Annotated in this window: 22 protein-coding genes and 1 riboswitch; of the genes, 13 read left to right on the forward strand and 9 right to left on the reverse strand. The window is 45.0% G+C overall.

Annotated features, from left to right (window positions below):
* Positions 1-207: 207 nt before the first annotated feature.
* From RTR63_RS09040 to RTR63_RS09050, 3 genes are all read right to left on the reverse strand, one after another.
* The gene (locus RTR63_RS09040; protein ID WP_312523831.1) at positions 208-1,194 is read right to left on the reverse strand and encodes a YheT family hydrolase; all 987 of its coding nucleotides are present in this window, start codon (positions 1,192-1,194) and stop codon (positions 208-210) included.
* 66 nt (positions 1,195-1,260) lie between these two features.
* Complete coding sequence (locus RTR63_RS09045) at positions 1,261-1,734, reverse strand: GNAT family N-acetyltransferase (protein WP_312384986.1); 474 nt, start codon at positions 1,732-1,734, stop codon at positions 1,261-1,263.
* Positions 1,727-2,320, reverse strand: a complete 594-nt coding sequence (locus tag RTR63_RS09050) for an IMPACT family protein (protein ID WP_312523832.1) — start codon at positions 2,318-2,320, stop codon at positions 1,727-1,729. Before RTR63_RS09050 ends, RTR63_RS09045 begins: the two co-directional genes overlap by 8 nt.
* Positions 2,321-2,369: 49 nt before the next feature.
* Between RTR63_RS09050 and RTR63_RS09055 the strand changes: the two genes are divergently transcribed.
* Positions 2,370-3,074 (forward strand): pseudouridine synthase, encoded by a 705-nt coding sequence (locus tag RTR63_RS09055; RefSeq protein WP_204155193.1) that lies wholly within the window; start codon positions 2,370-2,372, stop codon positions 3,072-3,074.
* Here RTR63_RS09055 and RTR63_RS09060 read toward each other — a convergent pair.
* Positions 3,071-3,730, reverse strand: coding sequence for a DUF2939 domain-containing protein (locus tag RTR63_RS09060; RefSeq protein WP_312523833.1), 660 nt, complete (start codon positions 3,728-3,730; stop codon positions 3,071-3,073). The two genes, RTR63_RS09055 and RTR63_RS09060, sit on opposite strands and share 4 nt — an antisense overlap.
* Positions 3,731-3,983: 253 nt before the next feature.
* Here RTR63_RS09060 and dnaJ point away from each other — a divergent pair, with 253 nt between their 5' ends.
* Both dnaJ and dapB read left to right on the forward strand, forming a co-directional pair.
* On the forward strand, positions 3,984-5,150 hold the full coding sequence (gene dnaJ / locus RTR63_RS09065) for a molecular chaperone DnaJ (protein ID WP_100274325.1): 1,167 nt from the start codon (positions 3,984-3,986) through the stop codon (positions 5,148-5,150).
* A 237-nt stretch (positions 5,151-5,387) separates the two neighbouring features.
* Entirely contained in the window at positions 5,388-6,194 is an 807-nt protein-coding gene (dapB, locus tag RTR63_RS09070; protein WP_312523834.1) for a 4-hydroxy-tetrahydrodipicolinate reductase, read from the forward strand.
* A gap of 70 nt (positions 6,195-6,264) precedes the next feature.
* On the opposite strand, the gene RTR63_RS09075 is transcribed toward dapB, so the two are convergent.
* Both RTR63_RS09075 and thiC read right to left on the reverse strand, forming a co-directional pair.
* Positions 6,265-6,840 carry a hypothetical protein gene (locus RTR63_RS09075; RefSeq protein ID WP_050325317.1) on the reverse strand — a complete coding sequence of 192 codons (576 nt, stop codon included), beginning with the start codon at positions 6,838-6,840 and terminating at the stop codon, positions 6,265-6,267.
* A 294-nt stretch (positions 6,841-7,134) separates the two neighbouring features.
* The gene (thiC, locus tag RTR63_RS09080; protein WP_203171237.1) at positions 7,135-9,153 is read right to left on the reverse strand and encodes a phosphomethylpyrimidine synthase ThiC; all 2,019 of its coding nucleotides are present in this window, start codon (positions 9,151-9,153) and stop codon (positions 7,135-7,137) included.
* Positions 9,154-9,275: 122 nt separating this feature from the next.
* Positions 9,276-9,378, reverse strand: a riboswitch (TPP riboswitch).
* A gap of 161 nt (positions 9,379-9,539) precedes the next feature.
* Here thiC and RTR63_RS09085 point away from each other — a divergent pair.
* The gene (locus tag RTR63_RS09085; protein ID WP_312523836.1) at positions 9,540-10,880 is read left to right on the forward strand and encodes a TolC family protein; all 1,341 of its coding nucleotides are present in this window, start codon (positions 9,540-9,542) and stop codon (positions 10,878-10,880) included.
* An 82-nt stretch (positions 10,881-10,962) separates the two neighbouring features.
* Here RTR63_RS09085 and pstS read toward each other — a convergent pair whose 3' ends face one another.
* The gene (pstS, locus tag RTR63_RS09090; protein ID WP_060995893.1) at positions 10,963-11,967 is read right to left on the reverse strand and encodes a phosphate ABC transporter substrate-binding protein PstS; all 1,005 of its coding nucleotides are present in this window, start codon (positions 11,965-11,967) and stop codon (positions 10,963-10,965) included.
* 346 nt (positions 11,968-12,313) lie between these two features.
* On the opposite strand from pstS, the gene phoU reads away from it, so the two are divergent.
* From phoU to RTR63_RS09105, 3 genes are all read left to right on the forward strand, one after another.
* Positions 12,314-13,084 carry a phosphate signaling complex protein PhoU gene (phoU, locus tag RTR63_RS09095; RefSeq protein WP_076775614.1) on the forward strand — a complete coding sequence of 257 codons (771 nt, stop codon included), beginning with the start codon at positions 12,314-12,316 and terminating at the stop codon, positions 13,082-13,084.
* Between the two features lie 140 nt (positions 13,085-13,224).
* Positions 13,225-13,959, forward strand: a complete 735-nt coding sequence (locus tag RTR63_RS09100) for a phosphoglycolate phosphatase (RefSeq protein ID WP_062333128.1) — start codon at positions 13,225-13,227, stop codon at positions 13,957-13,959.
* The gene (locus RTR63_RS09105; RefSeq protein WP_076775610.1) at positions 13,946-14,506 is read left to right on the forward strand and encodes a DUF4385 domain-containing protein; all 561 of its coding nucleotides are present in this window, start codon (positions 13,946-13,948) and stop codon (positions 14,504-14,506) included. Before RTR63_RS09100 ends, RTR63_RS09105 begins: the two co-directional genes overlap by 14 nt.
* 29 nt (positions 14,507-14,535) lie before the next feature.
* Here the strand turns inward: RTR63_RS09105 and RTR63_RS09110 are convergent, their stop codons facing one another.
* Positions 14,536-16,029 carry a YifB family Mg chelatase-like AAA ATPase gene (locus tag RTR63_RS09110; RefSeq protein ID WP_312523839.1) on the reverse strand — a complete coding sequence of 498 codons (1,494 nt, stop codon included), beginning with the start codon at positions 16,027-16,029 and terminating at the stop codon, positions 14,536-14,538.
* A 208-nt stretch (positions 16,030-16,237) separates the two neighbouring features.
* On the opposite strand from RTR63_RS09110, the gene hemN reads away from it, so the two are divergent.
* The 3 genes from hemN (at position 16,238) to RTR63_RS09125 (ending at position 18,776) form a co-directional block, all read left to right on the forward strand.
* Entirely contained in the window at positions 16,238-17,716 is a 1,479-nt protein-coding gene (gene hemN / locus RTR63_RS09115) for an oxygen-independent coproporphyrinogen III oxidase (RefSeq protein WP_312523840.1), read from the forward strand.
* Positions 17,717-17,829: 113 nt separating this feature from the next.
* Positions 17,830-18,153, forward strand: a complete 324-nt coding sequence (locus RTR63_RS09120; RefSeq protein ID WP_036597283.1) for a hypothetical protein — start codon at positions 17,830-17,832, stop codon at positions 18,151-18,153.
* Positions 18,154-18,170: 17 nt separating this feature from the next.
* Complete coding sequence (locus RTR63_RS09125) at positions 18,171-18,776, forward strand: class I SAM-dependent methyltransferase (protein WP_312523841.1); 606 nt, start codon at positions 18,171-18,173, stop codon at positions 18,774-18,776.
* Positions 18,777-18,786: 10 nt separating this feature from the next.
* Here the strand turns inward: RTR63_RS09125 and RTR63_RS09130 are convergent, their stop codons facing one another.
* A complete protein-coding gene (locus tag RTR63_RS09130; RefSeq protein WP_312523842.1) occupies positions 18,787-19,368 on the reverse strand; it encodes a DUF4442 domain-containing protein in 582 nt (193 codons plus the stop codon).
* 106 nt (positions 19,369-19,474) lie between these two features.
* Between RTR63_RS09130 and RTR63_RS09135 the strand changes: the two genes are divergently transcribed.
* From RTR63_RS09135 to RTR63_RS09145, 3 genes are all read left to right on the forward strand, one after another.
* On the forward strand, positions 19,475-19,858 hold the full coding sequence (locus RTR63_RS09135) for an HNH endonuclease (protein ID WP_145988447.1): 384 nt from the start codon (positions 19,475-19,477) through the stop codon (positions 19,856-19,858).
* Positions 19,859-19,900: 42 nt separating this feature from the next.
* Complete coding sequence (locus RTR63_RS09140; RefSeq protein WP_040403802.1) at positions 19,901-20,257, forward strand: hypothetical protein; 357 nt, start codon at positions 19,901-19,903, stop codon at positions 20,255-20,257.
* A 155-nt stretch (positions 20,258-20,412) separates the two neighbouring features.
* Positions 20,413-20,610: hypothetical protein (locus tag RTR63_RS09145; RefSeq protein ID WP_312523844.1), on the forward strand; the 198-nt coding region annotated here is incomplete at its 3' end.

Raw genomic sequence — 20,610 nt, forward strand, 5'->3', positions numbered from 1 at the left:
CAAATATCCATGACGATTGTTTTAACCATGGTAAACAAGCGGATGGCAGCATTGATTATAAAAAAGGCGCCAATCTAGCAGGTTTTAACAAGATTGCTAAAGCCATGGTGAATTACGGCATTTTATAATGTTAAAAAACCCCTCATTAACTTTAATCAATAAAAAGCGCCGTCATTGTGATGGCGTTTTTTATTGAAGCCATAGCAATCAGTCAGTACAAGCCTGAAAAAATTTAAAGCTGGTGCTAGGCAGCCAATTCACATTGAGTTTTTTGTTTTGTAATTGCACAAAGCCCACATGTCCGCCATGCTGACTATACAGTAAGCGCACACAAGGTGACACATCGTCTTGGGTGGCAAGAATGCCCAAAAATGGGTCGTCTTTGGCAGTGATAATCAGCGTGGGTTTAGTGATATTTTTGAGTACAGGTAGGGCAGAGGCCTGGATGTAATAATTCGCCCCCGTACCAAAACCATGGCGCGGCGCGGTATACAGCTCATCAAACTCATCAATCATCTTGATATTTTTTAAGGCGTTGATTAATGCTGGCTCGTCTACCTTTTTTAAGGCTTTTTGCAATAAAGGATTGAGCAAATAAGGCGTATACACGCGTTTGGCGACAAAACGATGCATGGCTTTTGCCGAGGTCGTCAAATCGACGGGCGCAGAAATCACCACCGCTGCTTCACAGGTAGCTGCATCGCCTTGTTCACCCATATAACGCGCCAGCATATTGGCGCCGAGCGACACGCCACTGGCTACAATTCGGCTATAACCGTACTGAGTTTTTAGCAGGTCAAACATATGCACCGCTTCGGCGGTATCACCCGCGTTATAGTCCAATTCTGAGGTATTATCCACCCCGCCACAGCCGCGAAAATGGACGATAACCGCATCATACCCCAATCGGTGCGCTTGGTGGGTAAAGGCAATGGCATAATGGCTATCACTGCTGCCTTCAAGCCCATGAAACATCACCGCCAATGGCTTATCAAGGTTTGGCTGATTGTCGGTATTGGCAAACACAAAGTCATAAGCCACTTGGGTGGTGCCGGTGCGGTCAGGGTGAAGCCGACGCTGATAGTTAGGTTTTGGCAGTTTGATAAACTTGGGTAAAATGGTTTGAACGTGGGGGTTGGCTAAGAAAAACGGGGTGCGAAAGGGGAGCAAAGCAAGTTGGTGTATGGTCGTCATAAGTTACCTAGAAATTTTTATTTGCTTTATTTTACTGCTTTTGCCCTAGCTATAAAGTGGAAAATGTTAGCTATTTTGATTTTTTTGCATGGGCAAAAATTTTAGACCATCTTTCTCAAGAATATTATCAGCTCGTATAAAACCAAATCTTTCGTAAATTGGCACTGCGTAGAGAGAGGCCCTAACAATAATATTTTTTTGACTATCAAGTTGTAATTTATGATAAGCATATTGCCATAACTGTCTGCCAATCCCTTGCCCATGATAGCATTCGTGAACGAACAGATGATAAAGATGATTTGGTTGCTTTATTACAATAAACCCAATGATTCTATTATTAACTTCAGCAACGAAATGGACGTATTCTGGACTATTTATTCTTGCCAAAAATTGTTTTTCTGTAAAGCTATCTACAAGCCAGTTGGGTAATTGGTTAGTTTTATCTGCTAAATAGTAGTGAGATAATGATAGAACGAGTTGTGATAATATTTGAGTATCTGAAATCTTAGCCTTTCTAATTTTTACATTATCCTTATTCATTTTTAATGGCTCCATAAAACCCGATTTTTTCATTTAAATCTGTGATAGATTGCTTAGCTATTTCCACTGTTAATACTACATCTGCGCCATAATCCACTGCTAAAATCGTGGCATTAAGCTCATTCAACACATGACGGACAAAGGACTCATTGGCAAAATCGGTTTCAATCAGTATCAGGCTTAACGGCACAAACGCGTGCAAATTCATGTTATCAACCACGGCCTGCGCGGTGCTGCTATAGGCACGTGTCAGCCCACCTGCACCAAGTTTGATACCGCCAAAGTAACGCACCACAATGACCACGCAGTTACCAATTCCCTTGTGTTGTAACACGTTTAAAATCGGCCTGCCTGCCGTACCACTGGGCTCACCATCATCATCAAAACCTGCCGACGTGGTGTTGTGTGGGTCGCCAATAATATAGCCATAGCAGACATGGCGCGCATCGGGATACTGATTGCGTAATTGTTCCACGTGAAACATTAATTGCTCGCGGCTATCAATGGCAAAGCCAAAGCCCAAAAATTGGCTTTTTTTAATCTCAAGTGTGGCAGCACATGGGTCGCTAAGCGTGTAATAGGTCATGGTTAATCTATGTTACAATAAACAAAACAAGCACTAGGATAACAAAAAAATGCGTTTAGACAAATTTTTAAGCAAAGCCACCGAGCTATCGCGTAAAGACTGCAAAAAAATCTTGCACGCAGGCGAAGTCACTGTCAATGGCGAGGTGGTCAAAGATTCAAGCCTACATATCGATGAAGTGGGTGACGATATCGAATGGGCGGGTGAGCCGTTATCAGTCGCGATGGGCAATCGCTACTTACTGTTATATAAGCCAGAAGGCTTTGAGTGCACCCTAAAGCCAAAAGAGTGGCCGATTGTCACAGACTTGATTGATGTACCGCAGCTAGGTAGTTTGAGGATTGCGGGGCGACTCGATGTCGACACCACCGGTGCGCTGCTACTTAGCGATGATGGTGGCTTTTTGCACCGCGTTACTAGCCCCAAACATCATGTGGCAAAGGTGTATGAGTTGACCCTTGCCGAGCCAATGACTGAAGCACAACAGGCATTTGCTATCAAAGAATTGGCAAAAGGCATCATGCTTGAAGACGAGTATGATAAAACCAAACCCGCTGAGTTAAGTTTTTCTGATGCTACCCATGCCAAGCTGGTACTCACGGAAGGCAAATACCACCAAGTCAAACGCATGATGGGCTACTTTGGCAATAAAGTCATTGGGCTACACCGTGCCAGCATCGGTAACATTACCTTAGCAGGATTAGAAAAAGGCGAAAGCCGGTTTTTGACCGCTGAAGAAATTGACCAGTTTTAAGCATTTAGCGGCAGCGTCACACCCACAATTTTCCAATGAATAAGCCCTTGGCGCTGCAAGCGGAGCGTTAAGGGGTAGCCACGCAGCTGTCCGGTGACTTCAAAACAGTTAAAACCACAATAGTGGGTGGTCGGTTGGGTCTGCGATGTTGCTGTGGTGGCATTGGGATTAGGCGATTGCAGTTGTTGTTTGATTTTTTGGTTAAGCTCAGCTGAATTGCGCGCCAAAATCAAGTCTTTAATATCAATCTTATCCATCGCTACGGCCACCAAGCCCCCCAGTAGTTTGACATTTGTTTTGAGCAGCTCGCTGGTCGCTTGTCCTGTCATCGCATACTGTACGCCCTCTGGCGTGACGGTATTATCCACGGCTTGATTAACCATTTTATTCACTAAGTCATCAGGGTTTAGCGCGATATTGAGCATCTGCAAAATCGGGGATTTTGCGATATGACTGGCTTTTTCTATTAATACAGGGGTTAACTGTGATTTGATACTTTGCTGCAGTTGCGTAAATTCAATTGCTGCACTGATAGTGTCTGCTTGTTGTGCATCATAGGCTTTTTTCAGTTGGTACACTGCCCAATAAGGGGAGGCGAATACCCATGCGACGACAATCAGTGCAAGGATGATTAGCAAAGATAATACTTTTTTCATAAATCACTATCAGGGTTAAAGTTTGCTAATTAGTTTAAAACAATGGGCTAGGCTGTTGCGTATTTTTCTTGCAAAAAAAGGAAAATATTTTTGCGCTGATAGCCGATTATTTGCTTGATTATTTAACAAAAATCGCCACTATATTGCATATTTTTAAATTTTAGTCTTTCAAAGGTTTGGCAGCTGTTAAACGTTGCTACCGGTCGAATCCACTCTTCCGTACTGTCAAAACTATGCTGCCAAAGGAGTTACTATGTCAAAACGCGATTTTTATGAAGTATTAGGGGTAGATAAAACCGCTAATGAACAAGAAATCAAAAAAGCCTACCGCAAACTTGCGATGAAATACCATCCAGACCGTAACCCTGATGACCCTGCCGCCGAAGAAAAATTCAAAGAAGCCTCGATGGCATACGAAGTGCTAAGTGATGATAGCAAACGTTCAGCGTATGACCGTATGGGGCATGCCGCGTTTGAGAATGGCATGGGCGGTGGCGGTTTTGGCGGTGGAAACTTCCAAGATATTTTTGGCGATATTTTTGGTGGCATGGGCGGCGGTCGTGGTGGCAGCGCGGGCGGCTTCCAAGACATTTTTGGCGACATCTTTGGGGGTCGCACAGGGGGTGGACGTAGCAGACGCGGCTCAGATTTACGCTATATGCTCGATTTGACGCTTGAAGAAGCGGTACAAGGGACAAAAAAAGAAATTACCTTTACCGCACCTGCCCCCTGTGAAACTTGTGATGGTAAGGGCGCCAAAGACAGCAGCGATATCGTCACCTGTGCAACTTGTGGTGGCGCGGGTGTGGTACGTATGCAGCAAGGTTTTTTTGCTGTGCAACAAACCTGCCCAAACTGTGGCGGCTCAGGTAAACAAATCAAAAATCCTTGCAATGACTGTCATGGCTCGGGTGTTAAAGAAAAATCACGCACCCTTGAAGTCACCATTCCTGCCGGTATCGACAATGGCGATCGGGTACGTTTAACGGGCGAAGGTGAAGCGATTACCGGCGGTGAAAGCGGCGACTTGTATGTTGAAATCCGTGTGGCACAGCACCCTATTTTTACCCGTGAAGGCGCTGACTTATACATGGATGTGCCAATCAGCTTTGCGGATGCAGCCTTAGGTCGTGAGGTGGAGGTGCCAACGCTTGAAGGACGTATCAATTTACGCATTCCTGAAGGCACCCAAAGCCACAAAGTATTCCGTATCAAAGGCAAAGGCGTTACCCCCGTGCGCACGACGATGAAAGGTGACTTGTTATGCCGTGTGGTGGTGGAGACACCGACCAATCTCAACAACGAACAAAAAGAGCTACTTCGTCAGCTACAATCATCCATGGGTGATCATCAGCAATCACCTCAGAAAAAATCCTTCTTTGATAAACTCAAAGAAGATGTCAAAGATTTGTTTGACTAGGTTTTGTTTGACTAGGTTTTATTGGTTTATAGTGTTTTATAGAAGTTTCACGTGAAACATTAAACCCTTGTAATGATTGCAAGGGTTTTTTTTGGCATACGCCAGTATTGAGTTAAGCTAGGATTCAGCGAGACAAGCTGTTATGATTTGAACTTAAAAAGTTATACTAGAAAATCAGGCTAGAAGATCAAATCAGAAAGTTATACTAGGTAATTGGGCGAGATAAAGGATAAGCAAATGGTAAAAATCGGGGTCATAGGCGCAGGTGGGCGCATGGGACGTATGCTGATTCAAGCGGTGGCACAAAATCCACAAACTACCCTTGCAGGGGCGATAGAGCGTCAAGGCTCAAGCTTGTTGGGCGTGGATGCAGGCGAGCTAGTTAATCTTGACAAAACTAATGTCGCTTTGGTCGATGACTTGGCAGGGGTTATTCATGATATTGATGTGCTCATAGATTTTAGCTTGCCTGAGTCGACTGCCAAAAATTTACAACTTTGTGCTGCCAAAGGCGTCAATATGGTCATTGGGACAACAGGCCTAAATGATGAGCAAAACGCCATCTTAAAACAAGCAAGTGAAAAAATCGCCATCGTGTATGCAGGCAACTACTCAACTGGGGTGAATTTAACCCTTAAGCTGCTTGAAATGGCTGCCAAAGCATTTGGTGACAGCGCCGATGTCGAAGTCATCGAAGCCCACCATAAACACAAAATTGATGCGCCATCGGGCACCGCTTATATGATGGCTGAAGCGGTTGCCAAAGGACGCGGTCAAAACCTAAAAGACGTGGCGATCTATGGTCGAGAAGGTCAAACTGGCGCGCGCAAAGCAGGCGAGATTGGTATCCATGCCATTCGCGGTGGCGAGATTGTCGGCGACCATACGGTGATGTTTATCGCCGATGGCGAAATAGTTGAAATCACCCATAGAGCCCGTGAGCGCATGACCTTTGCCGCAGGGGCGGTGCGTGCGGCGGTATGGGTCAATGAGCAGCAAACGGGACAGTTTGATATGCAAGATGTGCTTGGGCTGAAAGATTAGCATCAACTGCTTATGCAACAAAAAAGCCGAAACACCATCAAAGTGTTTCGGCTTTTTTATTAACGAATGCTTATTTGGTTTTGGGTTGTAGCACTTGTTTTTTAAAACCCGCTTTTTTCATTAGGGTTTCTAAGCCATTACGCACTGCTAGCGTTAAATTTTTTGATTTGGTGAGTTGTTCTGCAAATTTTTTCTTAGAGTCAGCGGTCGGTTTTGGATTGGCGATGACGATTTGAGCGGCAGCGATATCGCTATTTAGCGTTTCGATATATTGGTCACGCAAGTTTGATACGCTTGGCTCGGTCAATTTGATTGCCGCAAATTTTTGTTTTTGATAGCTTTTATAGGCAATCACCTCATTTAAAAACTGGGTCTGAATCGCGGCTTTTTGGGCATCGGTTTTGGCTTCAGCGACTTTAGGCTGGTATTTTTTTTCGATTTCAGCTTGTTTGACTTGGGTCTCAGCTTCCATCGCTTGACCAGCTTTGATTAAAGTCAATAGATTTTGCTGTAGCAGAGTAGGTGCAGTTTGGTTGGCAGCACGGGCAGGCGTGGGATTAGTAGGCGCTGCATGCGCAGCCCCGACATGTGTAACCACTGAGCCAAGCACGGCAAGGGTCAAAGCTGTTAGCATTTTAGGGTGCATAAAAACCTCTTGATTTCTTTGTAGTACGCTTGTTTTTTTAATTCAATTAAATACGATTTGCAACTTGCGGGTTAAACGACTTTGCAAATTAGTAGCTGTTATAGGTTCGCGCGTTTTTTTTAACTTTAATTAATGGCACATTAAAAAGGCACTACCATAACAGGTAACTGATTGAAAAATCAATAAAAAATATGATAAAAATTGGTGTAAAAAAGCCGCTAAGCTGCAACCAGTATTTGGCAAGTTGACTATGCTAGCGGCTGTACATCATAGCGGCGTTAGATTAGCTGGGGCTTAAACTTCTTTATACAGCTGTTTGCCTTCTTCAATAAATTTTTGCTTCATCTGCTCCATGCCTAGGCGGACTTCATCGGCAGACGCTTCACCGACTTGCCCGACCAATTCCGTATCCACCTGCTTGATAGCGTGGCTGGCATCCGATAACTCGCCTGTATCAGGGGTAATGTCTTGCCCAAGCTGTGGCTTATTAAACTCAAGCCCTGCTGCATAATCCCGCACGTTTTGGGTGATTTTCATCGAGCAGAATTTTGGACCACACATCGAGCAAAAATGCGCCGATTTGTGTGCCTCTTTTGGCAAGGTTTCATCATGGAATTCACGAGCCGTGTCTGGGTCAAGTGACAGATTAAACTGGTCGTCCCAACGAAACTCAAAACGCGCTTTTGACAAGGCGTTATCCCGTGCTTGGGCACCTGGGTGTCCTTTTGCCAAATCTGCTGCATGTGCTGCGATTTTGTAAGTGATGATACCGTCTTTGACATCCTTTTTGTTCGGCAGACCTAAATGCTCTTTTGGCGTCACATAACACAGCATGGCCGTACCATACCAACCAATCATCGCCGCACCAATGGCGGAGGTGATATGGTCATAGCCTGGCGCGATATCCGTCGTCAAAGGTCCAAGTGTGTAAAAAGGCGCTTCTTTACAGACTTCAAGCTGTAAGTCCATGTTTTCTTTGATACGGTTCATGGCAACGTGCCCTGGACCTTCAATCATAACTTGTACATCATGTTGCCATGCCACTTGGGTCAGCTCGCCCAAGGTTTTGAGCTCACCAAACTGCGCATCATCGTTGGCGTCTTGTAGGCAACCGGGGCGCAAACCATCACCCAGACTAAACGCCACATCGTAGGCTTTCATAATCTCGCAAATTTCTTCAAAGTGGGTATAAAGAAAATTCTCTTTATGATGGGCAAGACACCACTGCGCCATAATCGAGCCGCCGCGGCTGACGATACCCGTCAAACGATTGGCGGTCACCGGTACGTAGCGTAGCAGTACACCCGCGTGAATGGTAAAATAATCGACGCCTTGCTCGGCTTGTTCAATCAAGGTGTCTTTAAAGATGTCCCATGTCAAATCTTCGGCAACGCCATCCACTTTTTCTAGGGCTTGATAAATCGGTACGGTACCGATAGGCACCGGGGAGTTACGGATAATCCATTCACGGGTTTCATGGATATGCTTACCGGTTGATAAGTCCATGATGGTGTCCGCGCCCCAACGGGTAGCCCAAGTCATCTTGGCAACTTCTTCGTCAATGCTAGAGCCCAAGGCTGAATTACCAATATTGGCATTGATTTTGACCAAAAAATTGCGCCCAATAATCATCGGTTCTGATTCGGGGTGGTTGATGTTATTGGGAATAATCGCCCGTCCTGCGGCGACTTCGGCACGCACAAATTCTGGGGTGATGAGTTTGGGGGTATTGGCACCAAAGTTGTTACCAGCGTGCTGACGCCCATCAGTCAGTTCATGCTGCTTTTGGGTTTCACGGATGGCGATGTATTCCATCTCTGGGGTGATGATGCCTTGTTTGGCGTAGTGCATTTGGGTGACATTTTTGCCATTGATCGCCCGTCTTGGCTTGTCGATATGCCCAAAGCGCAGGTTAGCCGTGGCGATGTCATTGGCACGCTCGTTGCCGTATTGGCTTGAGAGTTTGGCAAGCTGCTCGGTGTCGCCGCGCGCTTCTATCCAAGGTTGACGCAGTTTTGGTAAGCCTTTGGTCAAGTCAATTTCGACATTGGGGTCGGTATATACCCCTGAGGTGTCATACACATAAAACGGTGGGTTTTTTTCGCCTTCTGCCTTGCCAAAACCGCCCACTGGGGTATCGGTCAAAGTAATTTCCCGCATTGGCACTTGGATGTCAGGGCGTGAGCCTTGGATATAGACTTTGCGAGATGCCGGCAAGGCACGGGTTAAGTCACGCGCTTCTTCTTCAAAGCGGTCATCGGTAGGGTCACGGTGGGCAGGGGTTTTGTGGGTAACGTTGGTAAGTTGGTTCATAGCGAGTCCATGTTATGTTATGAAGTGATGGTTTGCTGGACTCGGGCGAAGATAGGTGAGTGTGACTGTTTCTAAAAAACTGATTCTAGAAAAAACTAATTCTAGAAAAATACTGGTCTAACTAACCTAATAGACGACTTCCCTACGACGGTATTAACCGTGTCAGGTTCGACGGGTATGTCTCAGCCGCTGGTATGTCACCCAACTGCACCCCGAGTCAATACCTCCATATTAACAAAAACTCACAGGTTTACCTAATAGATTTTTAGCCATTTTGTGACTATGATTTACTCAACTAAATTACTGATTTTTTTGACAACTATCGGTATGATAGAGGCTCCTTGGTTGTTGAAAATGTTGTAATTATTGATATGGAATGCATCTGTTTGTGGAATCGTAAAGCGCCTGGCACCCGATGGCGGTTAGGAGCGATGGCAGTATCATTGATAGGGTCGATGTCCCTCAGCCCAGCCGCGATGGCAAAGGATTTGTGGGAATTGTATAGCGCAGCCCAGCGCACCAATGGCAATTGGGCAGGGCAGCAATATGACTATCTGGCAACGCAAAAAAATGTGCAGCTAGCGTTTGGCGATATGCTGCCGCAAGTGGGACTACAAGGCAGTGTCAAACATAACCAGTTTTATCCCAAAGACGATAACATCCCGGACACGGGCAATACCGCAAGCCAAATTGGTATCGGACTGCGCCAAGCCTTGTTTCGTGCTGATAAATGGGCAAACTATGAAAAAGCCGTGCTCGCCAGTCAAGCCAATGACATCCAGCTATTACAGCAGCACCAACAACTAATCGAGCAAATCAGCAAAGCCTATCTCAATGTATTGCGCGCTGAAGCGATGACGGATAGCCTCAATGCCGAGTTCACCGCACTCAAAGCACAAAATGACATGATGCAAGCGAGACTCGCGCAAGGGGTAGCGGCGCGGGTAGATACCGAAGAAAGCCGTGCAAGGCTTGAAAGCGTCAGCGCCTCTATTGCCAATAATGATGTGGCAATCGTAAATGCCAAACAGCAGTTATCACTGCTCACCGGTCAACCAATCAATCAGCTAGACAGTATCAAGTTACCGCCTGATTTGAATCTGGTGGCAAGTCAAAGTATCGAAAACTGGATGCAACAGTCACAAAATAACAATCTCGATATTCAGCTAGCACAAACCCAAGTGGCGATTGCCAACAAACAAGTCGACTATCTCAAAGCCAATATCTACCCCCGCGTCGATTTGGTAGGCAATGTGGGGTGGCAAGATTATACCCATAATAATCAAAGCGCTATTGATGGCACCAATTATAGCTTTGGGGTAGAAGTGGATTTCCCGTTTTATACCGGTGGGCGGACACGCGCAGGCGTTGAGCAAGGCAATTTGCAGGCGCAAGCGGCAAAAAGTCGCCTCGCCTATGCGTACCAAGCCGCGATGACTCAGACTAGCCAAGCGTATCTAAATTTGGTCGCACAGCGTGCCACGATTAAAGCCCAGCAAGTTGCCGTGGATGCCAATCGCCGCGTCGCCCAAGCGTCAAAAACAGGCTATGACTTGGGGGTGCGCTCGATGGTAGATACACTACTGGCAGAGCGTCAATATCACGCTGCCAAACGCGATTTGATTAATGCGTATTTTGATTATCTAAATGCCTACATTGACCTACAAAAAGCTGCGGGCAATCTGACCGATAACACAGTCAAAGTGCTAGATAATCAGCTGATTTAAAGCGGGTTTTTGATAAGGTATGTTAAAATAAAAAACCCTACCAGTCGGTAGGGTTTTTATATTTATGCGATTATGCAACGTTCTATTTAACTTTCGTCCATTCTTTACGAACCGCAGCTTTAGTTGCTGCTGGTAGTGGTACGTAGTCAAGAGAAGTAGCCATTGCGTCACCATTGTTGAATGACCAATCAAAGAATTTAAGCGCTTCTTTGGCTTTTGCACCGCCCGTACGAGGTACGAGGATGAACGTCGCTGCAGAGATTGGCCAAGCGTTGGCTGCTGGCATGTTAGTAATCGTCACCGCAAAACCAGGGTATTGTGCCCAGTTAATGTTTGATGCGGCTGCAAACGTTGAATCGTCTGGTAGTACAAATTTACCGGCGCGGTTTTGAAGTTGGGTATAAGCTAAACGGTTTTGTTTTGCGTAAGCATACTCAACATAACCGATGGAGTTTGCAACACGTTGTACGTTGCTTGATACGCCTTCGTTACCTTTACCGCCTACGCTTGCTGCAGCATTAGGCCATTTAACGGTTTTGTCCGCGCCTACTTTTGCTTTCCAATCGCTTGATACTTGGCTTAGGTAGTTGGTAAATACGAAAGTGGTACCTGAACCGTCTGAGCGATTAACAGTTGTAATCTTAGCGGCAGGTAGGGCAACGCCTGGGTTTAATGCTTGGATACGTGCATCGTTCCAAGTAGTGATTTTGCCCATATAGATGTCAGCAAGGACGGTGCCCGATAGTTTTAATTGACCGGGTTTGACGCCAGCGATGTTGACCACAGGTACGATACCGCCAATGACTGCGGGGAATTGGATTAAGCCGCTGGCATTTAGCTCTGCTGGGCTCATGGGCGCATCAGTGGCACCAAAATCAACCGTTTTTGCTTGGATTTGTTTGATACCGCCTGAAGAGCCGATACCTTGGTAGTTTACTTGGTTGCCTGTTGCTTTTTGGTAGTCGCTCGCCCATTTTGAGTAAACAGGTTGTGGGAAGGTTGCACCAGCGCCTGTGATGTTGACAGCATTGGCTTGTACGCCTACAGCAGCGAATGCCACACTGACGATTAAATGTGATAGTTTCATAATAATTCCTTGATGGACAAATGAGATGATTGTCAGGGAAGATGGTAACTTAGCTTGGGAGTCGCCAACCAATATGTCGCGTTTTAAATCACCCAAAGCTGAAAAATTGTTGCCATGTTAATGTAACAAAATGTCAAATCTATTACGGTTATGTTAAAGTTTGATGACATTGAAATGTTTGTTAGGTTTTTTGCTCGGTTTATATGATGCAATATCAGCGAATAGGCGCGCTATTTTTCATCATTTTGTCGTAATTTTTAGTTATAGTTAGCTTTTCTTTAACGTCTTTTTTAATCACAATTTTGCACAGTCCATGAGTCACAATCCATGAGTTAGGAAGGGAAATATGAATTTAATTGGTGAGCATTTATCAAAAAGTTATGACCAAGATTTACAAAACTTGGTCAATTTATTTTTAAAAATGGGTGGCATGGCAGAAGCCAATCTCACCAAAGCAATTGAATCTTTGGTAAAAAGTGATGTGGCGCTTGCCGAAGATGTCATTGATGGTGACAAAGAAATCAACTTTACTGAGCAGCAGCTTGATGATTCGGTGGTCAAAGTATTGGCACGTCGTCAACCTGCTGCTACCGACTTACGCCTAATCATGGCAGTGAGCAAATGCAGTGCTGACATTGAGCGTATTGGTGATGAAGCCAAAAAAATCGCCAAGATGGCGCGCCGTGCCACCCGTGAAGGTCAATCACCGATTGGGTATCATGAAGCGCATCAAATGGGTAATTTTGTGCAGATGATGCTAAAAAATGCGCTAGAAGCCTTTGCCAAGTTTGATGCAACAGGTGCTTACCAAGTGATAGAGCAGGATAGTGAAATTGATGCAATGTACAAATCTGCGTCACGCGCGATGATGACATACATCATGGAAGATGGTCGCTATGTAGCAAAAGTCATTGATATTTTATGGGTGCTACGTTCGATAGAGCGTATTGGTGCGCATGCGCGTAATATCTCTGAGCAATTGATTTTTTGTATTACCGGTGAAGATGTGCGTTATCAAAAACTGGGCGCCAAAAAGGACAGCGCGCTGAATCCCGAAGCTAGCAATGAAATCGCTGATGCCTCACTAGATTATCAACCGAGTAATGGCGAAAACTAACGTTTTTTAGTCAAACCTGCTCTTAGCCGGAATTGGTTGTCAGGGTTAGGTTATTTTAATGGACGGTTGCATGGTATTTTTAAGTGATTCTGCTACACTGTAGCCTATTAATTTTTGGTGAAAAAACGATAGGAAACACCATGTCTAGCGAATCACTTAATAGCCCAATCCCCCCATCCACTGGGGAAAATATCACCCAAAAATCGTTACTTATTTTTGACTTGGACGGTACGTTGATTGATAGCGTGCCAGATTTGGCTGACGCCGTCAATGCGATGTTAACCGCGCTTGGCAAAGCCAACTTTAGCGAAGATGTCATCCGCAACTGGGTGGGCAATGGCGGCAAAGTATTGGTGCAACGTGCCTTATCAGGCTCACAAACCATTGACCCCAATCTCACGGAAGATGATACCAATCAGGCGCTTGCTCTATTCTTTGACTACTACCATCAAAACACCTGTGTCAGAACCCAGCCCTATGCAGGGGTGGGCGAAGGGTTGCGTCAGCTTAAAGAGCAAGGCTATACCCTCGCTATTGCCACCAATAAACCCATTGATTTTGTTCCTGCGATTGTCGAAAAATTGGGTTGGCAAGCCCTTTTTGCCTATATTTTGGGTGGCGATAGTTTGCCTGCCAAAAAACCTGACCCGATGCCGCTACTGCACGTCTGTGACAAACTGGGCTTTAGCATCGCTCAAAGCTATATGATTGGTGATTCCAAAAACGATATTTTGGCAGGGCAAAACGCGGGCATGGATACGCTTGGGTTGTCGTATGGCTATAATTATGGGCAGGATATTCGCGATTATCATCCGACCCAAACCTTTGATGACTTTGCCACGCTGACCGAGTTTTTGAGTCATGCACGAGTTTAACTATCATCTCAACTTTGACACGCTGAATTTTCGCGAGCATCCAGCGTTGTATCGGGTGGGGCGCGGTGAGCAAGGGGTGTTATTGGTAGAGCCGTATAAATCCGAGATTTTACCGCATTGGCGATTTGCTACGCCAGAACTTGCGCGTGAGAGCAGTGATACCATCTATGCGATGTTTTTGGACTACCTTGCCCAAGGGGATTTTGTCGGTGCTGATATGGCGCGTAAATTTATCCAAATGGGTTATACGCGCTCACGTCGTTATGCCAATCACAAAGGTGGCAAAAAATATGACGGCGCTGTCCCTGATGCTAAAAAAGGACAAAGTGGGGCGCATGGGCGTGAGCAATTGCCGCAGCAATCACAGCAGCTTGAATCCGCACAAATCAAAGCCCAATCCGCGCAAATTTTTAAGCAAAAATGGGATGAATGCCGAGCCAATGCGGATTATAAAGCGCTAAAAAAACAGTTTGAAGCCAAATACGTCAACGACACCCAATACGATAACCTGCCGCCCACGTTTTTTCGCGAGCATCCGTTTTTATAGGCTGGTTGTATGGTGAGTTAGCACGAAAATTAGGCATTCGTTAATTGACTACGATAACTGAGTGCCTCAGTTAAATGCGCGGTTTGGATTGCTTCACTACCTGCCAAGTCCGCAATCGTGCGGGCGACGCGAAGGACGCGATGATAGCCGCGAGCGGACAGATTCAGCCGACTTTGAGCCATTGCTAAAATACGACTTTCTGCATCGCCAAGCGGTGCAAATTGGTCAAGTTCACTGGGGGAGAGTTCATTATTGGCTTTGCCTTGTCTCGCTTGCTGACGCTGATAGGCTTGTATCACCCGCTCACGCACTACCGCAGAAGACTCACCCCTCTGTGCTGACTGCAAATCACTGGCAGGCAGCGCAGGCACGGTAATATGCAAATCAATACGGTCAAGCAAAGGTCCTGATAGCTTTTCTTGATAGCGTTTGATTTGCTCAGGTCGGCACTGGCAGCGACCTGATTTATCCCCATAGTAGCCACAGGGGCAGGGATTCATCGCTGCTACCAGCTGAAAATTGGCAGGAAATCGCACTTGAGAGTTGGCACGGCTGATGACAATTTCTTTGTTCTCAATGGGCTGTCTGAGTACCTCAAGCACCTTGCGATCAAACTCTGGAATCTCATCCAAAAATAACACCCCCCGATTGGCGAGCGTGATTTCACCGGGTTTGGGCGATGAGCCGCCGCCCACTAGCGCCACCGCTGAGGTAGTATGATGGACTTGGCGAAAAGGGCGTGTGCCGTAGTCATAATCACTGTTGGCAATCGAGTAAATACTGGCAACCTCAAGCGCTTCATGGTCGTTGAGCGGTGGCAAAATGGTGGGTAGGCGAGATGCCATCAAGGTTTTGCCTGTCCCAGGTGAGCCACAAAATAGTAGCGAATGTCCGCCTGCTGCCGCAATCTCTAACGCACGTCTGGCTTGGTGTTGTCCTTTGACATCGGCTAAATCTAGCTGATAATTAGCTGATTGGTAAGATGTCTTATGCTCGGCTTGGCTGAGTTGTTGCTCATTCATCAAGTGTTGGCACACAGCTTTGAGGGTATCGGCTTGCAACACCTTCACGCCATCGACTTTGACCGCTTCATCGGCATTGTCTTTGGGAACAATCAAGGTGCGCTGGTCTGCTTTGAGTGCCCGTGATACTGCCAACGCCCCAGCAATGGCTCGTAAATCGCCATTGAGCGCCAATTCGCCAATAAACTCGTACTGCGCAAGCACGGTTTCATCAATTTGACCACTCGCTGCCAAGATACCTATGGCAATCGGCAAATCAAGCCGTGCGCCATCTTTGGGTAAATCCGCGGGGGCAAGGTTGATAGTTAATCTGCGATTGGGAAATTGAAAACCCGAGTTGATAATTGCAGAGCGCACCCTATCTTTACTCTCGCGCACCGCTGCTTCGGGTAAGCCAACCATGGTGACTGCAGGCAATCCTTGCGATAAATGTACTTCTACCATCACGCTTGGCGCGTTTAAACCCACCACCGAGCGCGTATATACTTGAGCAAACGACATTTTTAAAATCCTTTTTCAACCACTTGGCGGCTACCTTGACACAAGACAGGCCGTTTTTTTATGGCAGTAACTAGACAATTTTTGATAAAAAACGACTAAATCATAGCATAATTCATCTATTTTCTCATCATCGGCTATCTATGATGACTATGTTATAATCACAACCAATATTCCGAGAATTTTACGCTACACGCTATACGAGACTATTATGACAGACCAAACTCGCCCTTTATCTGACAGCGAACTGCCCACCTTTGATCGTCCTGTCGAAATCATCGAAAATCCGTATGCCAATGCCAATCGTAGCTACACGACCCAAACCCATTTGTTTAATGAAGCTATCATCAATAAATACAACCGCTCAGGTCCCCGTTATACCTCGTACCCAACCGCACTAGAATTTGCCCCGATTGCTGACGGCATGGAAGCCCGCGTTTTGGCAGAAAAAGACCCACGGGTGCCAGTGTCCTTATATTTTCACATCCCATTTTGTCGCCATCTGTGCTATTACTGCGGCTGCAATAAAATCATCACCAAGAAAAACAGTGATTCAGGCGACTATTTAGCGTATCTTTTTGCCGAAATTCGGCATAAACGCAGCTTGATGCAAGGGGACCCTATCGTCGAACAAGTGCATTTTGGCGGCGGTACACCCACCTTTTTGACCGATGATGAGCTGGTCAAATTGTGGAACTTTTTGCAAACCCAATTTACTTTTAGCGATAAACCTACCGCTGATTATTCGATTGAAATTGACCCACGCGAATTGCGTCCGACCACGCTTGAGATATTGCGTGGACTTGGGTTTAATCGGGTGAGCTTTGGTGTGCAGGATTTGCAAGAAAAAGTACAAATTGCCGTCAATCGCGTGCAGTCAGAAGAATTGATTCGAGGTGTGATGACGGAAGCTCGCCGCCTTGGGTTTCATTCTATCAATATTGACTTGATTTATGGGTTACCGCACCAAACGGTGGATAGCATGCGCAATACGGTTGAGCGCATCATTGCTATCTCACCAGACCGTCTGTCTGTTTTTAACTATGCGCATTTGCCAGAGCGATTTAAAGGTCAGCGTCAAATCAATGAAGCGGATTTGCCAAGCCCTGCCGACAAACTGACCATGCTCGGTAATACCATCCACGCACTGACTGACGCAGGCTATCAATATATCGGCATTGACCACTTTGCCAAGCCTGATGATGAGCTTGCGATTGCCCAACGTGAGGGCAAATTGCACCGCAATTTTCAAGGATATACCACGCATGGCAATTGTGATTTACTGGGGTTTGGGGTGTCGTCGATTAGCCAAATCGGTCTTCATATTTTGCAAAATCCAACGGATTTGAATGATTATCAAAATCTCATCAATGCAGGAAAATTGCCTGCAGTGAAGGTGATTTCTGCGCGCTTGCCTGACTTGCTGCGCCGTTATGTGATTATGAATCTGCTATGCCATGATTATATTGATTTTAAGGATGTGAATGCGCGCTTTAGTATTGACCCGATGACCTATTTTATTGATGAAATCCGCCAACTGGGCGAGATGCAGGCGGATAAACTCGTTGATATGGATGCCAAAGGCATTCGGGTGCTACCAAAAGGGCGGCTTTTGGGACGTAATGTGGCAATGGTGTTTGATAGCTATTTGGCGAGTAAAGAAGGCAATCGCTTTAGTAAGGTGATATAGTCTAAAAAGCAAAACACCTGCCAAAATGACAGGTGTTTTACTATACTAAAGGTGGAAGCTTTCGCTCACGTATCCTCTAGCTCACATAGTACGTATTATACGGATTTTATTGAATGAATTCAACACAGCTTAATCAAATTTTCCAAACGCTTTCTTTTGAAAGAATGCAAACTTATGAAAATAAGACCAAAACAAGAGAGCAAGCCGTTGAATTGTACCTTTGGAATGCTCAAATTTCGGGGGCATTTTTGTTTCCATTACATATTTGTGAAGTCACGATTCGTAATGCCCATCATGAGCCGATTTTTGATGAAAAACTATTAAGCATTTATAACAAAATTATTAAAATTATTGGTTATCGTTGTCAAGAAACTGCCAACTGGGTTGCTAGTCATCAAACCGTTACCACACTTATTGCTCAAAAGCCTAAAATATAACCTTTAAAGGAAACTCCATGCACCAAATCCCCACCGACTTACTCAAAAAATCTGCCTACTGGCGCGAAGACATCCAGTTCACCCAAGATGTGCTTGGCAAGCCGTTTCACTTTACCAGCACTTGGGGTATTTTCTCCCCTGAAAAACTCGATGAGGGTAGCCTTATGCTGCTTGACTATATCGAGTTCAAAGACGATGATAACTCAATCGACCTAGGCTGTGGCTATGGCGTACTGGGTATGACGGCCGCCCGTGAATGTCCAAACGGACAGCATTTGCTCATCGACAAAGACTTTGTGGCGGTGGAATACGCCAAACTTAACTGCCAAAAAAATCATTTGGATAATGCCCAAGTTCAGCTATCCAATGGCTTTCGTGATGTTGAAAAAGATAAAAAATTTAGCCTAGTGATGAGTAACTTACCTGCCAAAGCCAGTAAAGAACAGCATTATCTGTATTTGCTCGATGCCTACAATGCGATGGAAAGTGGCGCACGGTTCTATGTGGTGACCATCAACGGCTTGCGGGACTTTATGAAACGCTCATTTACCGAAGTGTTTGGTAATTCGGATAAAATCAAGCAAGGTAAAACTTATACCATTACCTTAGCAGTCAAAGACTAACGCCCTTCCGCTAAATTCTGACCGTTTGGTTTTTTGATTTACTATAGGCTCGTAACCGAATGTACAGGGTTTTGGTGACAGTGGCGACCACCGCATTTTGGTCGTCAACCACCTGTACCTCATAGTTGCGGAACACCGCTTTACCATCCTTTGCCAAGGCTTTTATGGTATCGATTTCGGCGTCATCAAGGTGAAAATCGGCAAACACATCGCTTTTGCCCGCTTTAACAAAATCAATGCTCGCCGACTTATCCCATACCACGTACGCATTGCCCAACGCTTGCATCAACAAAATCATCAAAAATGGGTCAGTCATCGAATACAAACTGCCCCCAAACTGGGTGCCAACGATGTTTTGATTGAGTTTGTTTAAGAGTAAACGTACGCGAATATGGTGGTTGGCGAAATCAAGGCTGTCAACACGAATACCCGCCCCAAAATATGGCGGATAAAAGTTAAAAAACTGCTTTAACAGCTTCGGGTTATGAAACGGATTAAGGTAGTCTTTGGCTTGAGATTGAAAGGTTTGGCTTAGCTTAGATAGCTTGGATAACCTAGATAGCTTAGATAAATTGGATAGCTTAGATAACATGGCAGACTCGTTTTAACATGAAAAAAGATATGGTACAACACGTCATTGGCAAAGCAACAATGCTATTGTATGATGGATACAACTGATAGCAAAGCGTGACAAAATAATGGCAAAAGGTAAAGCAAAAAATAACGAAGATGCAGCATTCTGGGAGGCGATTTTGGCTGAAAAAGCGCCATCGCCACCGTGTGAATTGTGTGGACGTGATGAAGTTGAATTAACCCAACATCATCTGATTCCCAAATCCCGCCACGACAAAGCCCGTACCAAACGCGAATTTAGCCGTGATGAAATGAAAAACGACATCGCCATGCTGTGTCCTGCTTGTCATGCACAAGTGCATGAAGTGTTTAGCAACCAAGAATTATCCAGCTACTACCATACGGTTGAGCGGCTAAAAGAACATACCGAGATGCAAAAATTTATCAATTGGGTCAAAAAACGCCCGGCTGGACAAACTATTCGTGTCAAAAGTGGGGGTTCGGATTAGTAGTTTAAGATTGAAATTACTTAAAAGTCAAAACAGTGATATATGAGTATAAATCAAATGCCTTTAAGTTATGAAGAAACTAGACTAGAGATTTTGGATAGTTTATACATACATTTGATTCAAAATGCGAATAATGACCAAATTTCAAGAAGCTCTCTTGATTATCTAATATATGATTTTGAATCTAATTATTCGAAAGCACAAAGATTACTTATTAATTTTTGTATTTTCGTTCTAGCCGAAAATTTATTTCAGGATGCTTATGTATCGAAATTATTGAAATCTGATATCACACAGAGTATCCCATTTAACTTAAGACATCTAATGAATCAATTAGAAGGCGAAGATAGAGAGTGTTTTATAACAGACTTTTGTTTAATGGGTTTTGCAATTGACTAATAGTGAGTTGAACTATAGTAGAAAGGGTTACTTAAAATGTTATTCTTATAAGTACAGTGAATTCTACATTCAGCTACTATTTTATAATATAGATTGAAAATCAATGAAAACAACTAAATATAGTAGCAAAACCATATAAAAGTAAACTAAATCAAATGCCCAAAGAAAGAAAAAGCAGCGTGAATCCAGCCATCGACCCTGCAACCATTGAAATTGCTGCAGCGACTGCCGACCGCAAAGCGCGATTGGATCACTTGATTAAGCGCCTGCCCAACTTGCCAGGCGTGTACAAAATGCTGGGCAAAAATGGCGACATCATCTATGTGGGCAAAGCCAAATCGCTCAAAAGCCGC

This window comes from Moraxella sp. CTOTU47724, from assembly GCF_032014955.1.
Lineage (GTDB): Bacteria > Pseudomonadota > Gammaproteobacteria > Pseudomonadales > Moraxellaceae > Faucicola > Faucicola tetraodonis.

Excerpts from the sequence above, each read along its gene's own strand:
- RTR63_RS09040 (WP_312523831.1), bottom strand. The coding sequence starts at position 1,194 with ATGACGACCATACACCAACTTGCTTTGCTCCCCTTTCGCACCCCGTTT.
- RTR63_RS09045 (WP_312384986.1), bottom strand. The coding sequence starts at position 1,734 with ATGAATAAGGATAATGTAAAAATTAGAAAGGCTAAGATTTCAGATACT.
- RTR63_RS09050 (WP_312523832.1), bottom strand. The coding sequence starts at position 2,320 with ATGACCTATTACACGCTTAGCGACCCATGTGCTGCCACACTTGAGATT.
- RTR63_RS09055 (WP_204155193.1), top strand. The coding sequence starts at position 2,370 with ATGCGTTTAGACAAATTTTTAAGCAAAGCCACCGAGCTATCGCGTAAA.
- RTR63_RS09060 (WP_312523833.1), bottom strand. The coding sequence starts at position 3,730 with ATGAAAAAAGTATTATCTTTGCTAATCATCCTTGCACTGATTGTCGTC.
- dnaJ (WP_100274325.1), top strand. The coding sequence starts at position 3,984 with ATGTCAAAACGCGATTTTTATGAAGTATTAGGGGTAGATAAAACCGCT.
- dapB (WP_312523834.1), top strand. The coding sequence starts at position 5,388 with ATGGTAAAAATCGGGGTCATAGGCGCAGGTGGGCGCATGGGACGTATG.
- RTR63_RS09075 (WP_050325317.1), bottom strand. The coding sequence starts at position 6,840 with ATGCACCCTAAAATGCTAACAGCTTTGACCCTTGCCGTGCTTGGCTCA.
- thiC (WP_203171237.1), bottom strand. The coding sequence starts at position 9,153 with ATGAACCAACTTACCAACGTTACCCACAAAACCCCTGCCCACCGTGAC.
- pstS (WP_060995893.1), bottom strand. The coding sequence starts at position 11,967 with ATGAAACTATCACATTTAATCGTCAGTGTGGCATTCGCTGCTGTAGGC.
- phoU (WP_076775614.1), top strand. The coding sequence starts at position 12,314 with ATGAATTTAATTGGTGAGCATTTATCAAAAAGTTATGACCAAGATTTA.
- RTR63_RS09100 (WP_062333128.1), top strand. The coding sequence starts at position 13,225 with ATGTCTAGCGAATCACTTAATAGCCCAATCCCCCCATCCACTGGGGAA.
- RTR63_RS09105 (WP_076775610.1), top strand. The coding sequence starts at position 13,946 with ATGCACGAGTTTAACTATCATCTCAACTTTGACACGCTGAATTTTCGC.
- RTR63_RS09110 (WP_312523839.1), bottom strand. The coding sequence starts at position 16,029 with ATGTCGTTTGCTCAAGTATATACGCGCTCGGTGGTGGGTTTAAACGCG.
- hemN (WP_312523840.1), top strand. The coding sequence starts at position 16,238 with ATGACAGACCAAACTCGCCCTTTATCTGACAGCGAACTGCCCACCTTT.
- RTR63_RS09120 (WP_036597283.1), top strand. The coding sequence starts at position 17,830 with ATGAATTCAACACAGCTTAATCAAATTTTCCAAACGCTTTCTTTTGAA.
- RTR63_RS09125 (WP_312523841.1), top strand. The coding sequence starts at position 18,171 with ATGCACCAAATCCCCACCGACTTACTCAAAAAATCTGCCTACTGGCGC.
- RTR63_RS09130 (WP_312523842.1), bottom strand. The coding sequence starts at position 19,368 with ATGTTATCTAAGCTATCCAATTTATCTAAGCTATCTAGGTTATCCAAG.
- RTR63_RS09135 (WP_145988447.1), top strand. The coding sequence starts at position 19,475 with ATGGCAAAAGGTAAAGCAAAAAATAACGAAGATGCAGCATTCTGGGAG.
- RTR63_RS09140 (WP_040403802.1), top strand. The coding sequence starts at position 19,901 with ATGAGTATAAATCAAATGCCTTTAAGTTATGAAGAAACTAGACTAGAG.